At 65.6% G+C, this 22,912-nt stretch carries 21 protein-coding genes and 1 other RNA gene; 10 read left to right on the top strand and 12 right to left on the bottom strand.

Annotated elements, in window-relative coordinates; genetic code table 11:
* Positions 1-61: 61 nt before the first annotated feature.
* The 6 genes from EG885_RS22770 (at position 62) to EG885_RS14705 (ending at position 5,271) form a co-directional block, all read left to right on the top strand.
* Complete coding sequence (locus tag EG885_RS22770; RefSeq protein ID WP_165571154.1) at positions 62-226, top strand: hypothetical protein; 165 nt, start codon at positions 62-64, stop codon at positions 224-226.
* Positions 226-1,407 (top strand): vWA domain-containing protein, encoded by a 1,182-nt coding sequence (locus EG885_RS14685; protein ID WP_131575907.1) that lies wholly within the window; start codon positions 226-228, stop codon positions 1,405-1,407. The genes EG885_RS22770 and EG885_RS14685 overlap by 1 nt, the downstream gene beginning before the upstream one ends.
* Positions 1,404-1,988 (top strand): DedA family protein, encoded by a 585-nt coding sequence (locus EG885_RS14690; protein ID WP_131575909.1) that lies wholly within the window; start codon positions 1,404-1,406, stop codon positions 1,986-1,988. The genes EG885_RS14685 and EG885_RS14690 overlap by 4 nt, the downstream gene beginning before the upstream one ends.
* 5 nt (positions 1,989-1,993) lie before the next feature.
* The gene (locus EG885_RS14695; RefSeq protein WP_131575911.1) at positions 1,994-2,680 is read left to right on the top strand and encodes a M48 family metallopeptidase; all 687 of its coding nucleotides are present in this window, start codon (positions 1,994-1,996) and stop codon (positions 2,678-2,680) included.
* Positions 2,681-2,755: 75 nt separating this feature from the next.
* The gene (locus EG885_RS14700) at positions 2,756-3,940 is read left to right on the top strand and encodes an alpha/beta hydrolase family protein (RefSeq protein ID WP_131575913.1); all 1,185 of its coding nucleotides are present in this window, start codon (positions 2,756-2,758) and stop codon (positions 3,938-3,940) included.
* Positions 3,937-5,271, top strand: coding sequence for a cytochrome P450 (locus EG885_RS14705; protein ID WP_242679674.1), 1,335 nt, complete (start codon positions 3,937-3,939; stop codon positions 5,269-5,271). The genes EG885_RS14700 and EG885_RS14705 overlap by 4 nt, the downstream gene beginning before the upstream one ends.
* A gap of 31 nt (positions 5,272-5,302) precedes the next feature.
* Here the strand turns inward: EG885_RS14705 and EG885_RS14710 are convergent, their stop codons facing one another.
* The 11 genes from EG885_RS14710 to EG885_RS14760 all read right to left on the bottom strand — a co-directional run bounded on the left by EG885_RS14710 (position 5,303) and on the right by EG885_RS14760 (position 18,303).
* On the bottom strand, positions 5,303-6,403 hold the full coding sequence (locus tag EG885_RS14710; RefSeq protein WP_131575974.1) for an ABC transporter ATP-binding protein: 1,101 nt from the start codon (positions 6,401-6,403) through the stop codon (positions 5,303-5,305).
* 14 nt (positions 6,404-6,417) lie between these two features.
* Positions 6,418-7,233 carry an ABC transporter permease gene (locus EG885_RS14715; RefSeq protein WP_131575915.1) on the bottom strand — a complete coding sequence of 272 codons (816 nt, stop codon included), beginning with the start codon at positions 7,231-7,233 and terminating at the stop codon, positions 6,418-6,420.
* Positions 7,230-8,102 carry an ABC transporter permease gene (locus tag EG885_RS14720; protein ID WP_131575917.1) on the bottom strand — a complete coding sequence of 291 codons (873 nt, stop codon included), beginning with the start codon at positions 8,100-8,102 and terminating at the stop codon, positions 7,230-7,232. Before EG885_RS14720 ends, EG885_RS14715 begins: the two co-directional genes overlap by 4 nt.
* A 102-nt stretch (positions 8,103-8,204) precedes the next feature.
* Positions 8,205-8,975, bottom strand: coding sequence for a squalene/phytoene synthase family protein (locus tag EG885_RS14725; RefSeq protein ID WP_131575920.1), 771 nt, complete (start codon positions 8,973-8,975; stop codon positions 8,205-8,207).
* Positions 8,972-10,441, bottom strand: coding sequence for a cysteine--tRNA ligase (gene cysS, locus EG885_RS14730; RefSeq protein ID WP_131575922.1), 1,470 nt, complete (start codon positions 10,439-10,441; stop codon positions 8,972-8,974). Before cysS ends, EG885_RS14725 begins: the two co-directional genes overlap by 4 nt.
* Before the next feature lie 33 nt (positions 10,442-10,474).
* A complete protein-coding gene (locus tag EG885_RS14735; protein WP_131575924.1) occupies positions 10,475-11,698 on the bottom strand; it encodes a glycosyltransferase in 1,224 nt (407 codons plus the stop codon).
* 11 nt (positions 11,699-11,709) lie between these two features.
* Positions 11,710-13,344 (bottom strand): ABC transporter ATP-binding protein, encoded by a 1,635-nt coding sequence (locus tag EG885_RS14740; RefSeq protein ID WP_131575976.1) that lies wholly within the window; start codon positions 13,342-13,344, stop codon positions 11,710-11,712.
* A gap of 65 nt (positions 13,345-13,409) precedes the next feature.
* Entirely contained in the window at positions 13,410-14,513 is a 1,104-nt protein-coding gene (locus EG885_RS14745; RefSeq protein WP_131575978.1) for an ABC transporter permease, read from the bottom strand.
* On the bottom strand, positions 14,513-15,589 hold the full coding sequence (locus tag EG885_RS14750; protein WP_131575926.1) for a microcin C ABC transporter permease YejB: 1,077 nt from the start codon (positions 15,587-15,589) through the stop codon (positions 14,513-14,515). Before EG885_RS14750 ends, EG885_RS14745 begins: the two co-directional genes overlap by 1 nt.
* A gap of 96 nt (positions 15,590-15,685) precedes the next feature.
* Positions 15,686-17,557 (bottom strand): extracellular solute-binding protein, encoded by a 1,872-nt coding sequence (locus EG885_RS14755; protein WP_131575929.1) that lies wholly within the window; start codon positions 17,555-17,557, stop codon positions 15,686-15,688.
* Between the two features lie 209 nt (positions 17,558-17,766).
* Positions 17,767-18,303: a c-type cytochrome gene (locus EG885_RS14760; protein WP_131575931.1), complete on the bottom strand. Its 537-nt coding sequence runs from the start codon at positions 18,301-18,303 to the stop codon at positions 17,767-17,769.
* Between the two features lie 120 nt (positions 18,304-18,423).
* On the opposite strand from EG885_RS14760, the gene EG885_RS14765 reads away from it, so the two are divergent.
* Positions 18,424-19,284 carry a prephenate dehydratase gene (locus EG885_RS14765; RefSeq protein WP_131575933.1) on the top strand — a complete coding sequence of 287 codons (861 nt, stop codon included), beginning with the start codon at positions 18,424-18,426 and terminating at the stop codon, positions 19,282-19,284.
* A 15-nt stretch (positions 19,285-19,299) separates the two neighbouring features.
* On the opposite strand, the gene EG885_RS14770 is transcribed toward EG885_RS14765, so the two are convergent.
* Positions 19,300-19,758: a hypothetical protein gene (locus EG885_RS14770; protein WP_131575935.1), complete on the bottom strand. Its 459-nt coding sequence runs from the start codon at positions 19,756-19,758 to the stop codon at positions 19,300-19,302.
* A gap of 327 nt (positions 19,759-20,085) precedes the next feature.
* Between EG885_RS14770 and EG885_RS14775 the strand changes: the two genes are divergently transcribed.
* The 3 genes from EG885_RS14775 (at position 20,086) to EG885_RS14785 (ending at position 22,900) form a co-directional block, all read left to right on the top strand.
* On the top strand, positions 20,086-21,963 hold the full coding sequence (locus tag EG885_RS14775) for a bifunctional 2',3'-cyclic-nucleotide 2'-phosphodiesterase/3'-nucleotidase (protein WP_242679675.1): 1,878 nt from the start codon (positions 20,086-20,088) through the stop codon (positions 21,961-21,963).
* A gap of 56 nt (positions 21,964-22,019) precedes the next feature.
* Positions 22,020-22,118, top strand: an RNA gene (gene ffs, locus EG885_RS14780) — signal recognition particle sRNA small type.
* 113 nt (positions 22,119-22,231) lie between these two features.
* Entirely contained in the window at positions 22,232-22,900 is a 669-nt protein-coding gene (locus tag EG885_RS14785; protein WP_165571155.1) for an HAD family hydrolase, read from the top strand.
* Positions 22,901-22,912 lie beyond the last annotated feature (12 nt).

The raw sequence follows: 22,912 nt of genomic DNA on the forward strand, positions 1-22,912 counted from the left end.
TTGCGGGTGGGGGCGCGGCAGGGTATCTGGCAGGCTATCGGATGTCGCGGGAAGGACCGTCATGATCGTCATCATCGCTGCCGTCATCGGAGCGGCCCTTGGCTGGCGGCGGGCCGCGCAATTGGGTGGGAACCGGCGCGACCGGGTGCAATATGGCGTTGCCTTTGCGCTTGGCTTTGCCATGATCGGATTGTTCGCCACGATTTTTGTTCACCGGATGGCCTGATGTTCCTGCCCTTCCTCGACAGTCTGCGCCGGCACGGGGTGCCCGTGTCGCTGCGGGAATGGCTGGATCTGATGGAGGGGATGGCGGCGGGACTGGACGGGCGGACGGTCGAGGGGGTCTATGGGCTGGCGCGGCTGGTGCTGGTCAAGGACGAGCGGCATCTGGACCGGTTCGACCGCGCCTTTGCCGAGACATTCGCAGGCCTGCAGGACGTTCCCGTCGAGGCGCTGATCGATCCGCGCGCCCTGCCCCACGACTGGCTGGAAAAGCTGGCCGAGGGATTGTTGAGCGAGGCCGAGCGCGCCGGCATCGCCTCCGGCGGCAGCTTCGAGGCGCTGATGGAGGCTTTGCGCGCCAGGCTGGCCGAACAGCAGGGTCGCCATCAGGGCGGCAACAAATGGGTCGGAACGGCGGGGACATCGCCCTTTGGCGCCTATGGATACAACCCCGAAGGCGTGCGGATCGGCCAGGATGCCAGCCGCCACCGCCGCGCCGCCAAGGTCTGGGACCGGCGCGAATTCCGCGATTTCGACGACCGGGCCGAGCTGGGCACCCGCAACATCAAGGTGGCGCTGAAGCGGCTGCGCCAGTGGGCCCGCCACGGTGCCGTGGAAGAGCTGGATCTGCCCGGCACGATCCGCGCCAGTGCCGATCACGGCTATATCGACGTGCAGACCCGGCCCGAACGCCGCAATGCCGTCAAGGTGCTGCTGTTTCTGGATGTGGGCGGCAGCATGGACGATCATGTCCGCGTGGTGGACGAGCTGTTCAGCGCCGGGCGGGCCGAATTCAAGCACATGCAGCATTTCTATTTCCACAACTGCCTTTACGAGGGCCTGTGGACCGACAATCGCCGCCGATGGGAGGCGCAGACCCCCACATGGGAGGTGCTGCGCCGCTTTGGCCGCGATTACAAATGCATCGTCGTGGGCGACGCATCCATGTCGCCCTATGAGATCGCGGTGCCGGGCGGCGCCAGCGAGCATTGGAACGCCGAGCCGGGGGCGCTGTGGCTGTCGCGGCTGGCCGAGACCTGGCCCGATCACATCTGGCTGAACCCCGTCCCCGAGGCGCATTGGCCCATGACCCGGTCGATCGGGATGGTCGAGGAGATCTTCGAGGGCCGCATGCTGCCCCTGACGCTGGACGGGCTGACCCGCGCCATGCGCCTGCTGGGATGAGCGCGGATCTGGCCGCCGCCCTGCCCCTCTGGGGACCGTGGCTGCTGGCGGTCTGCGCGTTTCTGTCCTGCATGATGGTGCCGGTGCCGACCTCGGTCCTGCTGATCAGCGCGGGCGCGCTGACCGGGACCGGGCATCTGGAATGGGCCGCGATCTGGCTGGGGGCGGTGACCGGCGCCTCGCTTGGCGATCTGACGGCCTTTCTGCTGGCGCGGCGGCTGCAGCCCTGGCTGGCGCGGCGTGGGCGGCTGGCCGTGGTTCTGGGCCGGGCGCAGGCGCTGATCGCGCGGCGGGGCGTCATGGCGGTGTTCCTGTCGCGCTGGCTGGTGACGCCGCTTGGGCCTGCCACCAACTATGTCGCAGGGGCGGCGGGCCTGTCGCTGCCGCGCTTTCTGGCAGCCTCGGTCCCCGGAGAGATGCTGTGGGCCGCGCTGCATCTGGGCGCGGGCCATCTGGCCGGGCGCGGCTTTCGCGGCGAAGAGGCGGCGGCGCAGAAGGCGCTGGCGGTCGCTGCGGCACTTGGTCTCGGGGTGTGGGGGGCGCGCAGGCTCTGGCACAAGCGGCAGGGCGGGGCCATATAGGGGTCATGCTCAAGTTCACGCCGATCCTTTTGCTGGGTCTGTATCTGGCCGCGATGTGGTTCTTTTCCGCGTGGCGGCTGAAAAAGGAACTGACCGAAAAGGCGACGCCCCTGCGCCATCCGCGCCTGACGCCGATGCTGGACCGCCTTGGCCGGGCGATGGACCTGCCCCCGATCCGCGCCCATATCTATGAAATCGAGCCGGTGAACGGGCTGGCCGCCCCCGATGGCCGCATCTTTCTGACCCGTGGTTTCATCCGCAAGCTGGATGCCTGCGAGGTCACCCCCGAAGAACTGGCCAGCGTCATTGCGCATGAACTGGGGCACGTCTCGCTTGGTCATTCGCGGCGGCGGATGATCGATTTCGCGGGGCAGAACGCGATCCGGCTGGCATTGGCGGGGGTGCTGGGGCGGTTCCTGCCCGGCTTCGGGGCATGGATCGCCAATGCCATCGCCACCGCCGTTGCCGCACGCCTGTCGCGGCAGGACGAATTCGAGGCCGACCGCTTTGCCAGCGCGCTGATGATCAAGGCGGGGCTTGGCACCGATCCGCAGAAATCGCTGTTTCGCAAACTGGACGCCCTGACCGGTCGGGCGGGCGCGGGCGCGCCTGCCTGGTTTCTGTCCCATCCCCCCACCGCCCGCCGCATTGCCGCGATCGAGGCCCACGAGGCGCGCTGGCGCGACGGCTGACCTGCCGGTCCTGTCGACAGGTCTTGTCGGCGGGGCATTTGGCCTTATTCTGGGTGCGGACAGATAAAGGCCGCCATGACCCCCTCTTTTCGACGCCATGTCCTGTATCTGCCGGGATTCGATCCGATCCCGCCCCGGCGGTATCGCGAGCTGTATCGCCGCGAGGGTGCCGATCAGGCCGCCATATCAGGTCACCGCCTGCGCATCACCAAGGCCGAAGCGCCGGGCTTTGCCTGGGCCGTGCATGGCCGGGTCGAGGGGCAGGACACCCGCACCGTGATCGAGGTCGCGCTGTGGTCCGATCTGGTGCAGGCCTCGATGACGCAAGGGATCGCCGCGACCTATGCGCAGCTGGTGCGGACCTCATGGACCTATATCGCGACGGGCACGCTGACACGGCTGATGCGGCTGCGGCGCGGGCCGGTCATCGCCGCGCTCTATCCCATCGCGGTGCTGCTGGCGCAGCTGATGCTGGGCCTGTTGCTGGGGGGGCTGGCGGCATGGGGCATCCTTGCCCTTGGGGGCGGCTGGCTGGCCCTGCCGGTGGGGCTGGCGCTGGTCTGGGGGGTGCTGGTGATGGGCAAGCGGCTGGATCACCGGCTGTTCGCCTATTACCTGATGCATGATTATGCCTTCACAGCGCGCCATCGCGGCGGCTATCCCCCGGCACTGGAGGATCGGCTGAGCCAGTTCCGCGACCGCCTGCGCCAGATCATCGACGACGGACCCGATGAGGTGCTGGTGGTCGGCCATTCCTCGGGCGCCTATCTGGCCGTGTCCCTGCTGGCCGATCTGCTGCGCGAGGGGCCGCCGCGCGCCGGGGGCCCGGCCCTGTCCCTGCTGACCCTTGGCCATGTGGTGCCGATGGCCGCCTTCCTGCCCGATGCCGGGCGGCTGCGCGACGATCTGGGCTATCTGGGCCGGGCCGAAGGGATCTTCTGGCTGGATGTCACCGCGCCGGGGGATGCCTGCTGCTTTGCGCTCTGCGATCCGGTGGCGGTCTGCGGCGCCGGGGGCGCGGGGCAGAGATGGCCGCTGGTGATCTCGGCCGCCTTCACGCAGACCCTGTCGCCCGAACGGCTGAGCGCGATGAAAAACCGCTGGTTCCGGCTGCATTTCCAATACCTTTGCGCCTTCGACCGACCCGGCGATTATGATTATTTCGCGATCACCGCCGGGCCGCAGACGCTGGACCGCCGCTTTGCGGGGCGCAAACCCTCGCCCGCGCGGATCACGCGCGCGGTCGGCGCGCGCCCGTGACCACGCCCCGTCCGCAGGGAACCCAAGGGCGCGGCACCCTGCGCAGCCTGATCCGGGGGTTTCGCCGCGACCTGCTGTCGGCCTTGCCCGAGCGTCTTTACGGCGCCTGGATGGCCGAATTCCGCACGCCGCTGATCCACAGTTTTTTCTGCAACGACCCGGCTTTGCTGCGGGTGATCCTACAGGACCGCGCGGGCGATTTCCCGAAATCCAACCGCATGCGCGAAGGGCTGGCGCCGCTGCTGGGCAATGGGGTCTTCATCTCGAACGGCGAGGAGTGGGCGCATCAGCGCCGCATCATCGACCCGGCCTTCGAGGGGGGGCGGGTGCGCGCCAGCTATCCCGCGATCCTGGATGCTGCGCGGGCCGCCGCCGCGCGGCTGGAACCGGGCATCCATGATATCGAGCCGCATTCCGCCCATGCAGCCGCCGATGTGATCTTTCGCACGCTGTTTTCCCTGCCGATCGAACATCGCATCGCCTCCGACGTGTTCGAGGCGTTCCGCGCCCATCAGGAGGCGCAGCCGCTGGTCAATCTGGCCGCCCTTCTGCCCCTGCCCCGATGGATGCCGCGCCCCCATTCGCGCCGTACCCGGACCACGGCGGCGCGCATCCGGGGGCTGATCGAAACGCTGGTGGCCGAGCGCGCCGCAGCGATTGCCGCAGGCACCGCACCCGACGATCTGGCGACCAAGATCATGACCACCCCCGACCCGCAGACCGGCGCCTGCTTCACCGGGCCCGAGATGATCGATCAGGTCGCGGTGCTGTTTCTGGCGGGGCACGAGACCAGCGCCTCGGTCCTGGGCTGGGCCTTGTGGCTGCTGGCCGCACATCCCGAATGGCAGGAGCGCGTGGCCGCCGAGGCCCCGGCGCTGAGCGACGATTTCGGCAGCGTGTCGGCGCTGAAATCCACCCGTGCGGTCTTCCGCGAGGCGCTGCGCCTTTACCCTGCCGTCGCCATGTTCGTGCGCGAGGCGACCGGCCCCGAGACGTTTCGCGACCGCCACGTTCCGCGCGGGGCGCAGCTGGTCGTGTCGCCCTGGCACCTGCACCGGCATCGCAAGCTGTGGGACCGGCCCGATGATTTCGACCCCGCCCGGTGGGACACGCCCGAGGGAAAGGCCAGCGCGCGCGGCGCCTATCTGCCCTTTTCGGCGGGCCCGCGCGCCTGCCCCGGCGCCGGGCTGGCCATGGCCGAGGGTGTGGTGATGCTGGCCGCCATCATCGGGCGCTGGCGGCTGGAGGTTACCGACCGCACCCCCACCCCGGTCGCCCGCCTGACCATCCGCGCGAAAGATGGCATCTGGGTGCGGCTGACCCCGCGCTGATCCGGCCGCAACACTGCTGGGAAACGGAGCCCTAGCGGAACAGGACCAGCGATCCGGGCGACCATGCCAGACGGGTCCGGGTGCCCACGGATTGCACATCGCGGCCAAAGACGTTGCGCATCGAGATCCGCACGGTGCGCGCCTTCCCATCCTCGCCCGTCACCCCGTCCAGACGCAGATCGTAATAGGTCATGTCGCCGTAATAGACGACCTCGTCGATGGTGGCATTCGTTTCGCGCGGCTGGCTGTGGGTGGCGCCCGGGCCGACCAGCGTCATCGTTTCGGGACGAAATCCGATCGTGGGGCCACCGTCGCCATCATCAGCGCGGCTCAGCTGGCTGTCGGGCAGCTCGACCATGCCCAGCCCGGCGACCTCGACCGTGGTCAGCCCGCCATCCTGCGAGATGATCCGGGCGGGCAGAAAATTCATCACCCCGATGAAATCGGCAATCCGCCGCGTGGCGGGGCGGGCATAGAGGGTTTCCGGCTCGTCCAGCTGGGCGATCTCGCCCTCGAACATGACGGCGATGCGGTCGGACATGACCAGTGCCTCTTCCTGATCATGGGTGACCAGAACAAAGGTGATGCCGACCTGACGCTGCAGCTTGATCAGCTCGACCTGCATCTGTTCGCGCATCTTTCGGTCCAGCGCAGACAGGGGTTCGTCCAGCAGCAGCACCTTGGGCTTGAGGATCAGCGCCCGGGCCAGCGCCACCCGCTGTCGCTGGCCGCCCGACAGCGCATGAGCCGACCGCGCGCCATAGCCCGACAGCCCGACCATCGCCAAAGCCTCGTCCACCGCCACGGCCTTTTCCGCCTTGGATCGCGGATCGCGGCGCAGCCCGAACGCGACGTTTTCAGCCACCGTCAGATGCGGGAAGATGGCATAGGACTGGAACACCATATTCGTGGGCCGCTTGTTGGCGGGCACCTCGTCCATGCGTTTCTGATCGATCAGGATGGCGCCGTCGCTGATATCCTCGAACCCGGCGATGGTGCGCAGCAGGGTCGTCTTGCCGCAGCCGGACGGGCCCAGCAGCGAAAAGAACTCGCCCGCGCGGATGGTCAGGTCGATCCCGCGCAGCGCGTGGTAATCGCCGTAATATTTATGCACGCCGTGGCATTGGATCATCGGCCTGGGATCAGTCACATCAACCCTCCGGTGGGCTTTGCGCCGATGCGGGCATTGCCCCGGCGGCGGAAATATTCGCCAAGCGCCAGAAGGACGATCGACGCGATGACCAGCACCGTTCCAAGCGCCATGATGACGGGGATCGCGCGCGGAAAGCGCAGCTGGCTGAAGATATAGGTGGGCAGCGTCGGCTCGTTCCCGGCCAGAAAGAACGCGATGATGAATTCGTCCAGACTGATGGTAAAGCTGATCAGCAGCGCGCTGATGATGCCCGGCATGACCAAGGGCAGCGTCACCAGCCGGAACGCGCCCCATTTCGTCTCGCCCAGATCATAGGCGGCCTCTTCCAGCGACCGGTCCAGCGATGAAAACGCCGTGGACAGAACCGCGATCGCATAGGGCATGCAGATCAGCGTATGTCCCGCGATCACCGTCAGCAGGGACAGCTGAACCCCGGCGCCCAGCAGCACGACCAGCAGCGACATGGCCACGATGATTTCCGGCAGGACCATCGGCAGCATGATGAACCCCATGATGCCCGCCTTGCCCGGAAAGCCGAACCGGGTCGAGGCGCGGGCCGCAAAGATGCCGAAGCAGGTCGCCAGCACCGAGGCCGAGACCGCAATCGTCAGCGAATTGGTCAGCGCCCGGCGCAGCGCCGCATTGCCCCACATCTGCGCGAACCAGTCGGTCGTGATCCCCTGCAGCGGAAACGCGATGATCGTCCCCGAGTTGAAGGCAAAGATCGGCAGCAGAATGATCGGCGCATAGAGAAACAGCAGATAGAAGACGGCATAGATCTGCAGGCCGCGCCCGCTGCCCTGGTTCATCGGCGCACCTTCAGGAAACGGCGGTTGAGGAACAGAAACACCAGACTGACCAGCGTCACGATCACCATCGTCGTGACCGCCAGCGCGGACCCAAGGGGCCGGTTGTCCAGCGCCAGCATCTGCACCTGAATCATATTGGCGATCATCGGGATCTTGCCGCCGCCGATCACCTCGGGCGTCACGTAATCGCCGATGGTGGGGATGAACACGATCAGCACCGCCGCGATCACCCCCGGCATGGCCAGCGGCAGCGTCACCCGCCAGAAGGTCATCAACCGGCTTTCCCCCAGATCCCGCCCGGCCTCCAGCAGGGATCGGTCGATCTTTTCCAGCGCCACGAAGATCGGCAGGATCGCGAAGGGCGCATAGGCATGGGCCAGCGTGATGACGATGGCGTTGACGTTATAGAGGATGAAGGTCAGCGGTTCGTCGATGATGCCAAGCCCGGTCAGCGAGGAATTGACCACGCCGTTATAGCCCAGGATCACCTTCCACAGAAACACCCGGATCAGATAGCTGGTCCAGAAGGGGATGGTGATCAGGAACAGCCACATGGCCTTTTTCTCGGGGCGGACCATGAAGCTGACGTAATAGGCGATGGGAAAGGCCGTCACCACGGTGGCCAGCGTCACCACCCCCGCCACGGTCAGCGACCGCGCCATGACCGTATGCACGATGGGATCGGCCAGCACCTGCGCGTAATTGGCCAATGTGGCTTCGGGCAGGACCACCAGATAGCCGTCGGTCAGAAAACTATAGGCCAGAATGGTCAGCAGGGGCGCGGCCAGAATGATCAGCGCATAGAGGAATGGCGGCGCGATCAGCGTCAGACCCGCGCGGGCCTCGGCGTCGAGTTTTGGCTTGGCCATCGCGTGCCGTTCCCCCTGTCTGCTGGCCCCTGTCTGGCGGGTTTCCTTGATCCCAATTCCTTCCATAGCCGGACGGCAAGGAAAAGCGATTTCTGCGCCCGCCTAGCGCCACCAATGCCCGGTCAAAGCCAGTCGGGCCAGCGAGGCCCGGCGCTGAAAGGGGGTGATCGCGGGGGTGACCGCAAAGGGGTCGCAGCGCCCGGCGATGATCTCGGACAGCAGGCGGGGCACGCGCGGTCCGGGATAAAGCGCCGCCGCCGCCCGGCGTGGCAGCTTGCCGTGCAGCCGGGCGGCCAGCCGCAGACCGTCGCGCGCCTGCTCCGCCAGCGCCTGCGCATCCTCGGGTCGGGCCGGTTCCACCCCAAGCCGCATTGCCTGCAATTGCGGCAGCGCGCGCAGCCATGCAGCAAGCCCTGCCCCGCGCGCCTGATGGCCGACGATGTCGCGCACCCCTTCATGCGCGCCACAGCGCCGCGCCGCGATCTGCATCAGCGCGCCGGTCGTCGCCTCAACATAGGCCACGACCTGATCGGGATGATCAAAGGGCTGGCGGTCGCAATCGCGACGGCGCGCCTCGGCCAGGACGCTTAGATCGCCGGCCTGCGTGCCCCAGGCCTGCCACAAGGGCGTAAGCACGTCATGCAGCGGCGGCGGCGTGCCCGCGCCCATCTGATCCAGCCGGTCGACCCACCATTGCAGCCGCATCTCGGCCAGCATCGGCTCGGCCGACTGGAACGGCGCCCGGGCGATTTCCAGGTTCAGCGCATAAAGCGTCACCAGCGCCGCCCGGTCCTGAGGCTCGGCCACCAGCACGGCGCCGAACCGGTCGGGATCATGCTGGCGCAGGGTTTCGGTGCAGGCGTCAAGGGTCATAGAATTAAGTCGTCCAGAATTGATTCGTCAAAATCGACCGGAATGGTAAATGAGGATGGTGCACCGGGTGTATCACGAACCTCGATACCTGCATCTAGCAACGCCTTGCGGATCCGATCCGCAGTCGCAAAATCCTTGATCCGCTTGGCTTCGTCGCGGGCTCGTAGTATCGCCGCCACGCGGTCGCGCGCGGGATGATCGCCCACGCTTCCCACGCCCAACCGGGCGACACTGCCGATCTCGTCCCAATCCGACACAAATCCCATCAATTCCAAGGAAGCAGCAAACGGTGCCATTTGCACGGCGCTGACGCTGGTCGGAAACTTGTGCAAAGCAGCGATCGCCTCCGAAGCATTCAAATCATTCGAAAGCGCATCGACCACAGAGTCTAAGGGCTTCCAAACATCGCCGTCTTTGAGGACATCGACCATTCGTCGGTCATATCCTGCCTTTACAAGAGCAAAGAACCAGCTCTCGATGTGTCGCTCCGCTTCCGCCGCCTTCGCCTCGGTCCAGTCCATCGGCTTGCGGTAATGCGTGGACAGCATCACGAACCGGATCACCTCGCCTGCCACGCCCCGGTCCAGCAGATCGCGGACGGTGAAGAAATTGCCCAAGGATTTGGACATCTTCTTGCCCTCGACCTGCAGCATCTCGTTATGCAGCCAGACATTGGCGAAACCCGCCTGCGGATGGGCGCAGCAACTTTGGGCGATCTCGTTTTCATGATGCGGGAATTGCAGGTCGATGCCGCCGCCATGAATGTCGAAATGCGGTCCCAGCAGCGCCGCCGACATGGCCGAGCATTCGATATGCCAGCCCGGACGCCCCCGGCCCCAAGGGCTGGCCCAGCCCGGCACATCCGCATCCGACGGCTTCCACAGCACGAAATCCATCGGATCGCGCTTGAAGGGCGCCACCTCGACCCGGGCGCCCGCGATCATGTCATCGACCGAGCGGCCCGACAGCTTGCCGTAATCGGGGAACGACCGCACATCGAACAGCACATGCCCCTCGGCCTCATAGGCATGGCCTTTGGCGATCAGGTCGGTCGTCATCGCGATCATCTGGGCAATATAGGCGGTCGCGCGCGGCTCGTGATCGGGGCGCAGGGCGCCAAGCGCATCCATGTCGGCGTGATACCAGGCGATCGTCTCATCCGTGCGCTCGGTGATCAGCGCTTCCAGCGACAAAGGCGATCCGGCGGCCTTGCGGCGCTGCGCCTCGGCGTTGATCTTGTCATCGACATCGGTAAAGTTGCGCACATAGGTGACCGCCTCTGCGCCATAGACGTGGCGCAGCAGCCGCACCAGCAGATCGAACACCAGCACGGGCCGCGCATTGCCCAGATGGGCCCGATCATAGACGGTCGGCCCGCACAGATACAGGCGCACGTCATCGCGATTGATAGGGACGAAATCCTCTTTCGTCCGGGTGCGGGTGTTGGTCAGCCTGATCTGCGTCATCCGGGAGGGCCCTTTTCGGAAAGTCGCAAAGATCTAGCCGATCCTGCCCCGGCTTTCCACCCAGGCAATCTGGCGCGGCAGGCAATCACCGGCCAGATCATAGCCCTGGGCGATGCTGGTGCGCGCCGCCGCCCGGATCGCCGGGGCCTGCGGATCGCCTTCCAGACCGCGGATCAGCGCCGCCGACAACGCGGGCCCGTCAAAGAACGGCACCAGCCGCCCGTTCTGGCCATCGCGGATCATCTCTCGGACCGGTTCGGTATCCGAGGCCACGACATAGGCGCCCGCCGCCATCGCCTCCATCAGCGACCATGACAGAACAAAGGGATAGGTCAGATAGCAGTGCACCCGCGCCACCCGGATCAACTGCAGATAGACGCCGTACGGCACCCGGTCCAGAAAATGCACGCGGCTCAGGTCCAGACGGCCGCCGACCTCGGCCAGCAACTTGTCCTTCCAGCTGTCGGCATCGCGCGGCTTGCTGCCATAGCTGGTGCCATCGCCCCCCACCAGCACGACATGCGCATGGGGTCGCGCCTCCTGCACCGCAGGCAAGGCGCGCATGAAGATGTGAAAGCCGCGATAGGGCTCCAGCGAGCGCGACACAAAGCTGAGCACCTCATCCCCCGCGCTCAGCACGCGGCCATCGGGCAGGACCAGCTGCGCGTCGGGGTCGGGGGCCACAAGGCCCGTGTCGATGCCATCATGAATGACGGTGATCTTGGCGCGCAATTCGGGCGGAAAGCTGTCCGCCTGATAGCGGGTCGGCGCGATCGCCCCGTCCGCCTGCACCATCGCCTGCACCAGATGGGCCGATCGCGCGACGGTCATGAACCGCATCTCGTCGCGGTCCGGGCTCAGTTCGGGGTCGAAACCCACATCATGGCCGCGCGTGCGATACATCAGTTCGGCATAGACCAGCAGGGTCGCCTCGGGCCAGATCTCTTTGAGAAACAGCGTCTCGCCCCAGCCCGGATGGCCGATGATGATGTCGGGATAAAACCCGTGCCGGTCGCGCAGCGCCCGCGCGCCCCGCGCCGTCAGCAGCCCCCGTTCCGCGAAATCGGAATAGCTGCGTCCCAAGGCCCCATCCGTCGTGACCGGCGTGGGCGCCTTGTAGCGTAGCGTCTTGACGGGGCTGCGGCGCTGGTTCTTTTCATCAGTCAGGGCCAGAACCTCGTGCCCGCGCGCCATCAGCGCCGGGGCCAGATGCGGGAACTGCCCCGGAAAATTCTGGTGCACGAACAGGATCTTCATGGCAAACGCCTTTACTCGGTAATCGGAAAAGCCGCCTTCAGCAGCGCACGGGTATAGTCCTGTTCGGGGGCGTCAAAAATCTGCGCGACGCTGCCCTGTTCGATCACCTCGCCCGCCCGCATGACCATGATGTGATGCGCCATCGCCCGCACCACCCGCAGATCATGGCTGATGAACAGAAAGGCCAGCCCGTGGCGGCGCTGCAGATCGCGCAGCAGATCCACGATCTGCACCTGAACGGTCATGTCCAGCGCGCTGGTCGGCTCGTCCAGCACCACCACCTTGGGGCGCAGGATCATCGCGCGGGCCACCGCGATGCGCTGGCGCTGGCCGCCACTGAATTCATGGGGATAGCGGTGCATCATCTGCGGGTCCAGACCGACCTCGGTCAGGATCTCGGACACCATCTGGCGGCGGTCGCGGCCCGGTTCGATCCCGTGGACGCCCAAGCCTTCGGACACGATCTGTTCGACGGTCATGCGCGGCGACAGGCTGCCGAAGGGATCCTGAAAGACGATCTGCAGATCGCGGCGCAGGCGACGCAGCTGGGCGCCGCCCCAGCTTTGGATGTCCTTGCCCATGAACAGGATCGGGCCGTCGCTGTCGATCAGCCGCATGATCGCCAGCGCCAGCGTGGTCTTGCCGCTGCCCGATTCGCCCACCACGCCAAGCGTCTCGCCGGCGCGCAGCGTCAGGGTCGCGCCGTTCACAGCCTTCACATGGCCGGTGACGCGGCGCATCAGCCCGCGCTTGATGGGAAACCAGACCTTCAGATCGCGCGTCTCGACCAGCACCGGGGCATCAGAGGCCACGGGTTCGGCCTGTCCCTGCGGGGCGGCGGCCAACAGTTTTTGCGTATAGGGATGCTGCGGACGGGCAAAGATCGCCTCGACCGGGCCTTGTTCGACGATCTCGCCATCCTTCATCACGCAGACCCGGTCGGCGATGCGGCGCACGATGCCCAGATCATGGCTGATGAACAGCATCGACAGGCCCTCATCGGCCTTGAGTTCCGCCAGCAGGTCCAGGATCTGCGCCTGAATCGTGACGTCCAGCGCGGTCGTGGGCTCATCGGCGATCAGCAGGTCCGGCCCGTTGGCCAGCGCCATGGCGATCATCACCCGCTGACGCTGCCCGCCCGACAGCTGATGCGGGTAATCGGCCAGCCGGGTTTCCGGATCGCGGATGCCGACGCGGGTCAGCAGCTCGATGATCCGCGCCCGTGCCTTGGCGCCGCTGAGGCCCTGATGCAGGGCCAGGCTTTCTGACAGTTGCTTTTCCAGCGTGTGCAGCGGGTTCAGCGATGTCATCGGCTCCTGAAAGATAAAGCTGATATCGTTGCCGCGGATCTCGCGCAGCGTGCGGTCGGGGGCGCCGACCATCTCTCGTCCCGCATAGCGGACCGATCCCTGAACCACCGCCGACCCTGCCAGCAGTTGCACCGTGGACAGCGCGGTGACGGATTTTCCCGACCCCGATTCCCCCACGATCGCCACGGTTTCGCCACGCCGGATGTGAAAGCTGACACCCTTGACCGCCGGGATCACCCGCCCTTCGGATCGAAAGCCGATCCGCAGATCGCGCACGTCCAGAACCGCATCCGACGGCGCCGAGGGCGTGGGATGCCCCTCGGGCGCGCCGGGCATCGATCCGCCATGCTCCTCGGCCACGGCGGCGGGGGCGCCTGCTGCGGGGCGGACGGGTTGATCGGTCATCGAAACGTCTTTCGCGGATCAAAGGCGTCGCGCACGCCCTCGAAGATGAACACCAGAAGCGACAGCATGATCGCAAAAGTAAAAAATGAGGTAAACGCCAGCCAGGGCGCCTGCAGATTCTGTTTTGCCTGCAAGGCCATCTCGCCCAGGGACGCCGCACCGGCGGGCAGGCCATAGCCCAGATAATCCAGCGCCGCCAATCCGCTGATCGTGCCGGTCACCACAAAGGGCAGCATGGTCAGCGTCGCGACCATCGCATTGGGCAGGATGTGGCGGAACATGATCTTGCGGTCGCTGACCCCAAGCGCGCGCGCCGCCCGGACATATTCGAAATTCCGCGCCCGCAGGAATTCGGCCCGCACGACCCCCACCAAGGCGGGCCAGCCGAACAGGATGGTCACGAAGACAAGCAGCCAGAAGCTGCGCCCCAATATCGCGAACAGGATGATGATGACGTAAAGCCCGGGGGTGGATGCCCAGATCTCCAGCACCCGCTGAAAGACCAGATCGGTCCGCCCGCCGAAATAGCCCTGCACCGCCCCCGCCGCGATGCCGATGGTGGAGGCGACGACCGTCACGATCAGCGTGAACAGGATCGAGGTGCGGAACCCATAGATCACCCGCGCCAGCACATCGCGCGCGGTATCGTCGGTGCCCAGCAGATGGTTGCTGTCGGGCGCGCTTGGTGCGGTGCCGACATTGTTGATGGTGCGGTAATGATAGGGGATGGGCGGCCAGATCATCCAGCCCTGCTCGGCCTCGGGGACATCGCTGGCACCGGTCTGCACCGCCTCGATCAGACCTTCGGGATCGTCCCAGCAGGCCTCGCGCCCGCCGGACACGATCAGGCATTGCACGGCCTCGTCGCGATAGATCGCCTCGGTCCCGAAATCCCCGCCGAACGCCGTCTCGGGATAGAAATTATAGGCGGGCCAGTACAGATCGCCCTGATAGCGCACGACGATGGGTTTGTCGTTGGCCACGATCTCGGCGAACATCGCGGTGACGAACAGCACCGAAAAGATGATCAGCGACCAGAAGGCGCGGCCATTGCGCCGGAAATTGCGCAGTCGGCGGCGGTTCAGTTCGGACATCGCCATCATCCCGCCCTCTTTTCGAAATCGATGCGCGGATCGACAAAGACATACATCAGGTCCGACAGGATGCCGACGACCAGGCTCATCAGGCCAAAGACGTAAAGCGTGCCGAAGATGACCGGATAATCGCGCTGGACCGCGGCCTCGAACCCAAGACGGCCCAGACCATCCAGCGAGAAGATCGTCTCGATCAGGATGCTTGATCCAAAGAACACGCCCAGAAACATCGCCGGAAAGCCCGCGATCACGATCAGCATGGCGTTGCGAAAGACGTGGCCGTACAGAACCTTGCGTTCCGTCAGGCCCTTGGCGCGGGCGGTCATCACATATTGCTTGTTGATCTCGTCCAGAAAGCTGTTCTTGGTCAGCAGGGTCAGCGTCGCGAAACTGCTGATCGTCGCGGCCATGACGGGCAAAAAGGCGTGCCAGGCATAATCCTTGACCTTGCCCCACACCGACAGGTCGGCGAAATTATCCGATGTCAGGCCGCGCAGCGGAAAGATCTGCCAATAGCTGCCGCCCGCGAACAGCACCATCAGCAGCACCGCGAACAGGAAGGCAGGGATCGCATAGGCCATGATGATCACGCCCGAGGTCCATGTGTCGAAGCGCGATCCGTCCCGCATCGCCTTGCGGATCCCCAGAGGGATCGAGATCAGATAGGCGATCACTGTCGACCACAGCCCAAGCGTGATCGAGACGGGCATCTTTTCCAGCACCAGATCGACCACGCTGACCGACCGGAACCAGCTGGTCCCGAAATCGAACTGCAGATAATTCCACAGCATCGAAAAGAACCGCTCGACCGGCGGCTTGTCAAAGCCGAATTCCCGTTCAAGCTGGGCGATGAATTCCGGCGGCAGGCCGCGCGCGCCTTCGTATCCGGTGGGGGCCGCCTGCCCCGCCTCGGCCCCGCCCCCCGAGATATTGCGGAACACATCGCCCTCGCCCTGAATCTGGGCAGCGATCTGTTCGATGGGTCCGCCGGGGACGAATTGGGTCAGCGTGAAATTGACCAGCATGATGCCGATCAGCGTCGGGATGATCAGCAGCAAACGCCGCAGGATATAGGCGCCCATCAGCCTTTGCCCTTCCCCATGTCGCGTCCCCTTGCCGGGGCCGTCGTGTTGGCGCGTGTTGTCGGCAATCCGGTCCCGGAAATCAAGCGAAATGCCCTAGCGCCGCAAGGCGCCCGCTGCGCGCAGGGCCTCGCCTTTTTCGGCGTCGTACCACCAGAAATCCATCTCGCCCAAGGCATAGGGCGGCAGGGTCTCGGGGCGGCCGAACTGATCGTAATAGGCGACCAGATAGTTTGCGTTATACCATTGCGGCACCCAGAAATGCAGGCTGCGCAAGGCACGGTCCAACGCATGGACGCGGGTGGTCAGATCGTCATTGGTTTCCGCAGCCTCGACCTGAGTGATCAGCGCGTCGATGGCCGGGTTCGCCAACCCTGCGGCATTGAATACATCCCCGACATTGGCCGAGCCGAAGACCTGCTGCAATCCGGCGCCGGGGATCTCGGGCTGACCCAGATGATCGCTGATCATGTCGAATTCAAAGCTGCGGCTGCGGTTTTCGTATTCGGCATTATCGACGCGGCTGTTGGTCGCATCGATGCCCAAAGCGCGCAGATTTTCGACGAACGGGTTGATCACCCGGTCGAAAGTCTGGCTGTCATTCAGAATCTCCAGCCGCAGCACATCTCCATTGGCATTCCGGCGCAGCCCGTCGCTGCCGGTGACCCAGCCCGCCTCGTCCAGAAGTGCGCTGGCCTGACGCAGATTGCGGCGGTCTGTCTGGCGTTCGCCGCTGCCCGGCGCGGTGGCGACCTCGTCGGTCAGAATGCCGTCGGGCAGGTCGGCGGCCAAGGGTGTCAGCAAGGCCAGTTCTGCCTCGGACGGGGTTCCGGTCGCCTCGAGATCGCTGTTTTCCCAAAAGCTGTCGACGCGGTTGTACAAGCCATAGAACAACGCGTCATTCGACCATTCGAAATTGAACATCAGCCCGATCGCCTGCCGCACCCGGGCATCCTGAAACTGCGGGCGACGCAGGTTCAGCACCCAGGCCTGCCCCGAGGCGACATTGCCGTTGGGCAGGGTCTCTTGTTTGACCCATCCGTTGCTCAGCGACGGAAAGTCATAGCGGCTGGCCCAGATGATGCTGCTGACCTCTTGGCGAAACGTGTATTCGCCTGCCTTGAACGCCTCGAACGCGGCGTCATAATCCGAGAAATATTCATAGCGCAGCGTATCGAAGTTGTGGCGCCCGCGATTGATCGGCAGATCGGCCCCCCAATAGTCCGGGTTTCGGCGATACCGGACGTTGCGGTTCGGATCGGCCCGGTCAAAGACATAGGGCCCCGACCCCACAAACGGCGTCTGCATGGTCTGTTCCAGATCGCGTTCGTTCGCCTCGAAATCGGCGCGGCTGAAGATTGGCAGGCTGCCCACCGACTGGATCAGGTCGCGGCGCGGATAATCGGGGGTAAAGGTAAAGCGGATGCGATGATCGTCCAGAACCTCGGCACGGGCGACCTGTTGGCCGATCACGCTGCGAAAGCTGGACAGACCCTTGTCGCGCAGCTGTTCATAGCTGAACAGCACGTCGCCCGCCGTCATCGGGCTGCCATCGCTGAACGTGACATCGGGGCGCAGATTGAAGATCACCCAATCCCGGCTTTCGGGATATTCGATGCTGTCGCACAGCAGGCAATAGGCCGCGCCCACCTCATCCGCCGTCCCGGTCAGGATGGATTCCAGCATGATGGTCGACAGCGCCGCTGCCCGACCCCGAAAGGTATAGGGGTTGTAGTTGTCGAACCCCATCGAGTTCGGAATCGACTGCGACATCTCTCCGCCCTTGGGGGCATCCGGGTTCACATAGGGCAGATGCGTAAAGTCGGCGGGCAGCTGCAATTCGTCAAAGATCGCGACGCCGTGGGACCGGATCACCTGTTCGTCAGCCGGACCGCTGTCCTGTGCGGCCCCCGCCGTGGCAAGGGACAGGCCGGACAGGAAGGTGGCGATCAGGACGGTGTGGCGCATGGGGAACCTCTTGATGGACGCCGAAGGCTAGGCCGGCGGGGGGCCGGGCTTCAAGCCGCGATTTCGTGAACGCGGGTGATGGGGCGCAAAGCCCGGGCGGGTTGGGACCGGCCACCGGGTCATGGCCCCACCCGCCTGCCCACCGACAGCAAAAAACCCCGGCGATTGCCGGGGTTCTGAACGGGCCGAAGCGGAGAAGCAGCCCGGTCTTACGGATTGCTTTCCAGATAGGCGATCAGGTCGACGCGGGCCTGCGGGTCGCGGATACCCGCAAAGCTCATCGCGGTGCCCGGCATATAGCCGCGCGGGTTCTCGATAAAGCCGAACAGGTTTTCCGGGGTCCATTCGCCGGGCATGTCCTGCGCAGCCGAAGAATAGCTGAAGCCCTCGATCGAGGCCTTGTCGCGACCGACCACACCGTTCAGGTGCGGGCCGACGCCGTCGCTGCCGTTCAGCTGGTGACAGGACCGGCATTTCGCCCATTCCCGTTCGCCCGCTGCCGCATCGGCCGACGCCATAAGGGCGGCGAAATCGATGACCTCTTCCTCGACACCGCTGCTGTCGGCGGCGCTTTCGGGAACCGGGATGGAATAGGCTTGGGTGATTTCCTCGCCCTCATGATCCCCCCCATGTCCGGCCGGGCCGACATGGAACAGGCCACTGGCAGCCCAGTTGGCCAGCATCAGAAACAGCAGCGCGCCGATAAAGGCGCCGGCTGCCTTGGTCAGGGTCATGGTGTTGAACATCGCGTGCGGTCCCCGCCTTGGTAAGCTCGTCAAGTCGAGCGGTATCTATCCGCTTTCGCTTTGGAGGATCAAGGTATAGTTACCCCGCACACTCGATTTCCGGACAGGCGGGGCTCCGACATGACCACAAATCGCATCGCCTTTCAGGGTGAACCCGGCGCTTACAGCCACGAAGCCTGCCGCAGCGCGCGCCCCGGCATGGAGGCCCTGCCCTGCCGCACCTTTGAAGATGTGATCGAGGCCGTGCGCGCGGGCGAGGCCGATCTGGCCATGCTGCCGGTCGAAAATTCGACCTATGGCCGGGTGGCCGATATCCATCACCTGTTGCCCGAATCCGGGCTGCGCATCATCGACGAGGCCTTTGTGCGCGTCCATATCAGCCTGCTGGCCCTGCCCGGCACGCGGCTGGACCAGATCACCGACGCGATGAGCCATACGGTTCTGCTGGGCCAGTGCCGGGGCTTTCTGCGCCAGCATTCGATCCGCCCGGTGACCGGCGCCGACACCGCCGGATCGGCGAGAGAGATCGCGGCGCGCGGCGATGCGTCGCTGGCCGCGCTGGCCGCACCGCTGGCGGGCGAGATTTATGGGCTGGACCGTCTGGCCGACCGGATCGAGGACCGCCAGAACAACACGACGCGGTTTCTGATCATGTCTCGCCAGCCCGATTTCAGCCGCCGGTCCGACAGGATGCTGACCAGTTTCGTGTTCCGCGTGCGCAACATTCCGGCAGCCTTGTACAAGGCGATGGGGGGATTCGCGACGAACGGGGTGAACATGACCAAGCTGGAAAGCTATATGGTCGACGGGGTTTTCACCGCCACCCAGTTCTATGCCGATATCGAGGGCCACCCCGAGGATGCGAACGTCGCGCGTGCGCTGGACGAACTGGGATATTTCACCTCGACGCTGGATATTCTGGGCGTCTATCCCGCAGATCCGCTGCGCGAGGCGCAACGCCAGGCGGGGCTGGCCGACTGAAGCCGGGCGCCCGGATCAGCGTCCGGTGCCGCACATCTGGCTGACGAATTCCTCGATCCGGCGCTGATAGCGGCGGTCCAGCTGGCCCTTGCCCAGCTTGGCCGTCTGCAGCATCAGCCGGGCGCGCATGTTGCGCGGCTTGACCTCGGTCTCGCAGATCAGGCGGGACCGGGCGCGGCTGAGCGGCACAACACTGGCGCTGATCGCCAGTTCCAGCGCATCCGACCGCCCGTCCATCGTCATCTGTTCGGGCCGGTCGAACCGCGTGACCGCCAGCCGCAGATGGCGGGGCTTTCCGCGCCAGTCGAACCGGATGTTCCAGCCCATCCCGATACTGGGATCGTTCGAAGGATCGATCCGCGACACGCTGGCCCCGCGTCCGATCAGCATACGTTCGAGCGTTTCGAAATTCCCGATGGAATCAAACAGCCGTTCGGCCGGCAGGTCGGTATCGATACGCGTCGAGAACTTCATTTGGAACAACCCACTGACCAGACCGCTACTGTCCGGCGATGCGGACTTGCTTTCTGGCTGATAGTCCAGATTGGGTTGTGTGTTCAACCAAGTCGTCAGCATTGTATCTGATCACCTGTCTGTTGCGTGCCTCAGGTCACGGTCTGTGGCCCCGGTATGCGATCCTATTGCCTGATTTCCATGACACGTGGTCAGCTTTCCATAAAACCGGTTAAAATTCAATCCAGGGTTGTGCCACTCGCGCCAAGTGCTCTAGGGATAATCACATCTTCCTTATTCGCTTGCACTGGACAGACATGGACGCCGATCAGCATGCCGGGCGGCATCATGGCTGAGCATCGATCGGCGATCGCGCCGCCCGTGGGTCCACATCGTCCGGGGACTGCACCGTCGGGCATGACGCTGCGCATTCTGGCCACGACCGATCTGCACATGCATCTGATGCCCCATGATTATCTGGCCGACCGCCCCTCGGCGCTGCCCGGCCTCGCGCGCGCCGCAACCCTGATCGAGGCGCACCGGGCCGAGGCCGGGGCCTGCCTGCTGCTGGACAATGGCGACTTTCTGCAGGGCAGCCCGATGGGCGAGGTGATCGCCCGGCAGGCCGACGCGGCCCGGGCCATCCATCCCGCCATCGCGGCGATGAATGCCCTGAATTATGACGCTGCGGCACTTGGTAACCATGATTTCAATTTCGGGCTGACATTTCTGCGACGCAGCGTCGCGCGGGCCCGGTTTCCCATGCTGGCGGCCAATCTGGCCCTGCAGCGGGGCCCGGATTTCCCCGCATGGTGTGTGATCCGCCGCCGTCTGACCGATTCGGCTGGCCATCATCACGACCTGAGGATCGGCGTGATCGGCTTTCTGCCCCCCCAGACCGGGGAATGGGATCCCGGCCTGCGCCCGATGCTGCACAGCGGCGACATCATCGCCTCGGCCCGCAGGCTGCTGCCCGGTTTGCGGGCAACCGGGGTCGATCTGGTCGTGGCGCTGGCCCATAGCGGCATCGGCGCCGCCGAACCCGCGCCCCGGATGGAGCATGCGGCACTGGCGTTGGCGGGACTGGCGGGCATCGATGTTGTGATCGCCGGGCACAGCCATCAGGTCTTTCCCGGACCCGGCTGGCAGGACCGCCCGGGCATCGATGCCGGGGCGGGCACGCTGGCGGGCAAGCCTGCGGTGATGCCGGGCTTTGGCGGCTCTCATCTGGGAGTCATCGATCTGCGGTTTTGCGCCGGGGTCACGGGCGCGCTGCATCTGGACGGCTTTGCCGCCAGGGTCGAGCCGGTTCCGGTGGACATTCCGGCATCGGACCTTGTGCAGCGCCCGGTGGCCGCCGCGCATCGCGCCACGCGGCGGCAGATGGCGATCCGGGTCGGACGGTCGGGGCAAGACCTGAACAGCCATTATGCGGTGATCGGGCTGGATGCGGGGCTGCGGCTGGTCAATCTGGCGCAGCGCTGGCATGTCCGGCGGCTGCTGGCGGGCACACCCCATGCCGGGCTGCCGGTGCTGTCGGCGACGGCCCCGCATCGGGCGGGCGGACGCGGCGGCACCCAGCATTTCACGGATGTGCCCGCCGGGCCGCTGAACCAGCGCCATCTGTCCGATCTGTACCCCTTTCCGAACTGGATCGCCGCCATTCGCATCCGTGGCGCACAGCTGCGCGGCTGGCTGGAGCGATCTGCCAGCATGTTCCGGCAGATCCCCCCCGGTGCGCGGGACGCCGACCTGCTGGATCCGGATTTTCCGACCTATAACTTTGATGTGATCGACGGGATCACATGGCAGGTCGATCTGTCCCGGCCTGCGCGCTTTGATCCCGACGGATGCCTGATCCGGCCCCAGGCATGGCGCATCCACCAGCTGCGCTGGCAGGGCCGTCCCGTCGGCGATGACGACCCCTTCGTTCTGGCGACCAACTCCTATCGGCTGTCGGGTTGCGGCCTCTTCGGCCCGCTCGTGTCGCAGAATGACATGCTGCTGGGGCCGGGGACGCTGACCCGCGACGTGCTGCGCCGCTATGTCCGGGAACGGCGCCATATCCTGATGGCCGGGCAGCCCAATTGGGGGTTCTTGCCCCAGCCCGGCAGCACGGCCCTGTTCCGCACCGCCCCTGCCGCGCTGGATCGCCCCCTGCCCGACCAAGTTCAGGCGGTGGGCCACGACGCCGATGGCTTTGCAGTGATGCGCCTGATCTTGTGACAAGACCGGTCGATGCCGGGCTTGCATCCGGCCGCCCATCCGCCTATTTGTGCGCCCGAGGGGTTGGCGCGGGCAAGTGCCTCGCCAACTCGGTCAGGTCCGGAAGGAAGCAGCCGTAACGAGTCCCGCTTGGGTCGTTGTCCAGCCTCTCACCCCAAAACCCCCCATCAGATCGCCCAGCATCAAGGCAGCCATGCAGCGCGCATGCCTTGCCCCCCGCCTGCGACACCGCCATGTTAGCGGCGGACATGATGGAAGGACCGACCCCGTGACACGCCTGACCCAGACCCGCTTCGATGCCGTGATCTTTGATCTGGACGGCACCCTGCTGGACACCGAACGGATGGGCATCGAAACCGGAGAGGCGGCGCTGACCCGCATGGGCCGCCCCGCCCCCGAGGGGCTGCTGGCCTCGCTGGTGGGCATCGACGAGCCGACATCGCGCGCGATCCTGCGCGACCATCTGGGCGCGGATTTCGACTTTCCGCATCTGGACCGCCTGTGGGCCGAGGCGCTGATCGAACGCCGCGACCGCGACGGCATTCCGCTGCGGCCCTATGTCCATGATCTGCTGGCGGCGCTGCGCAAGGCGGGGATGCCCTTTGCCATCGCCACCTCCAGCACCACGGCTCAGGCGCGTGAAAAACTGGCCGCCGCCCGGCTGACCGACAGTTTCGACATCGTGGTGACGCGCAGCGACGTGCCCCTGCCCAAGCCCGCCCCCGATGTCTATCTGCTGGCCGCACGCCGTCTGGGGATTGCCCCCGACCGCTGTCTGGCCTTCGAGGACAGCGATGTGGGCGCGGTTGCCGCACGCGCGGCGGGCATGACCGTCGTGCAGGTGCCCGACATGGTTCCCCTGTCGGGCGATCACGCCGATTATCTGGCCCCCGACCTGATCGCGGGCGCTCGCGGCATCGGCCTGCTGGCCGCCTGAGTGTCCCTGCGT

Source organism: Paracoccus nototheniae (genome assembly GCF_004335005.1).
In the GTDB taxonomy this organism is placed as follows: Bacteria; Pseudomonadota; Alphaproteobacteria; order Rhodobacterales; family Rhodobacteraceae; genus Paracoccus; species Paracoccus nototheniae.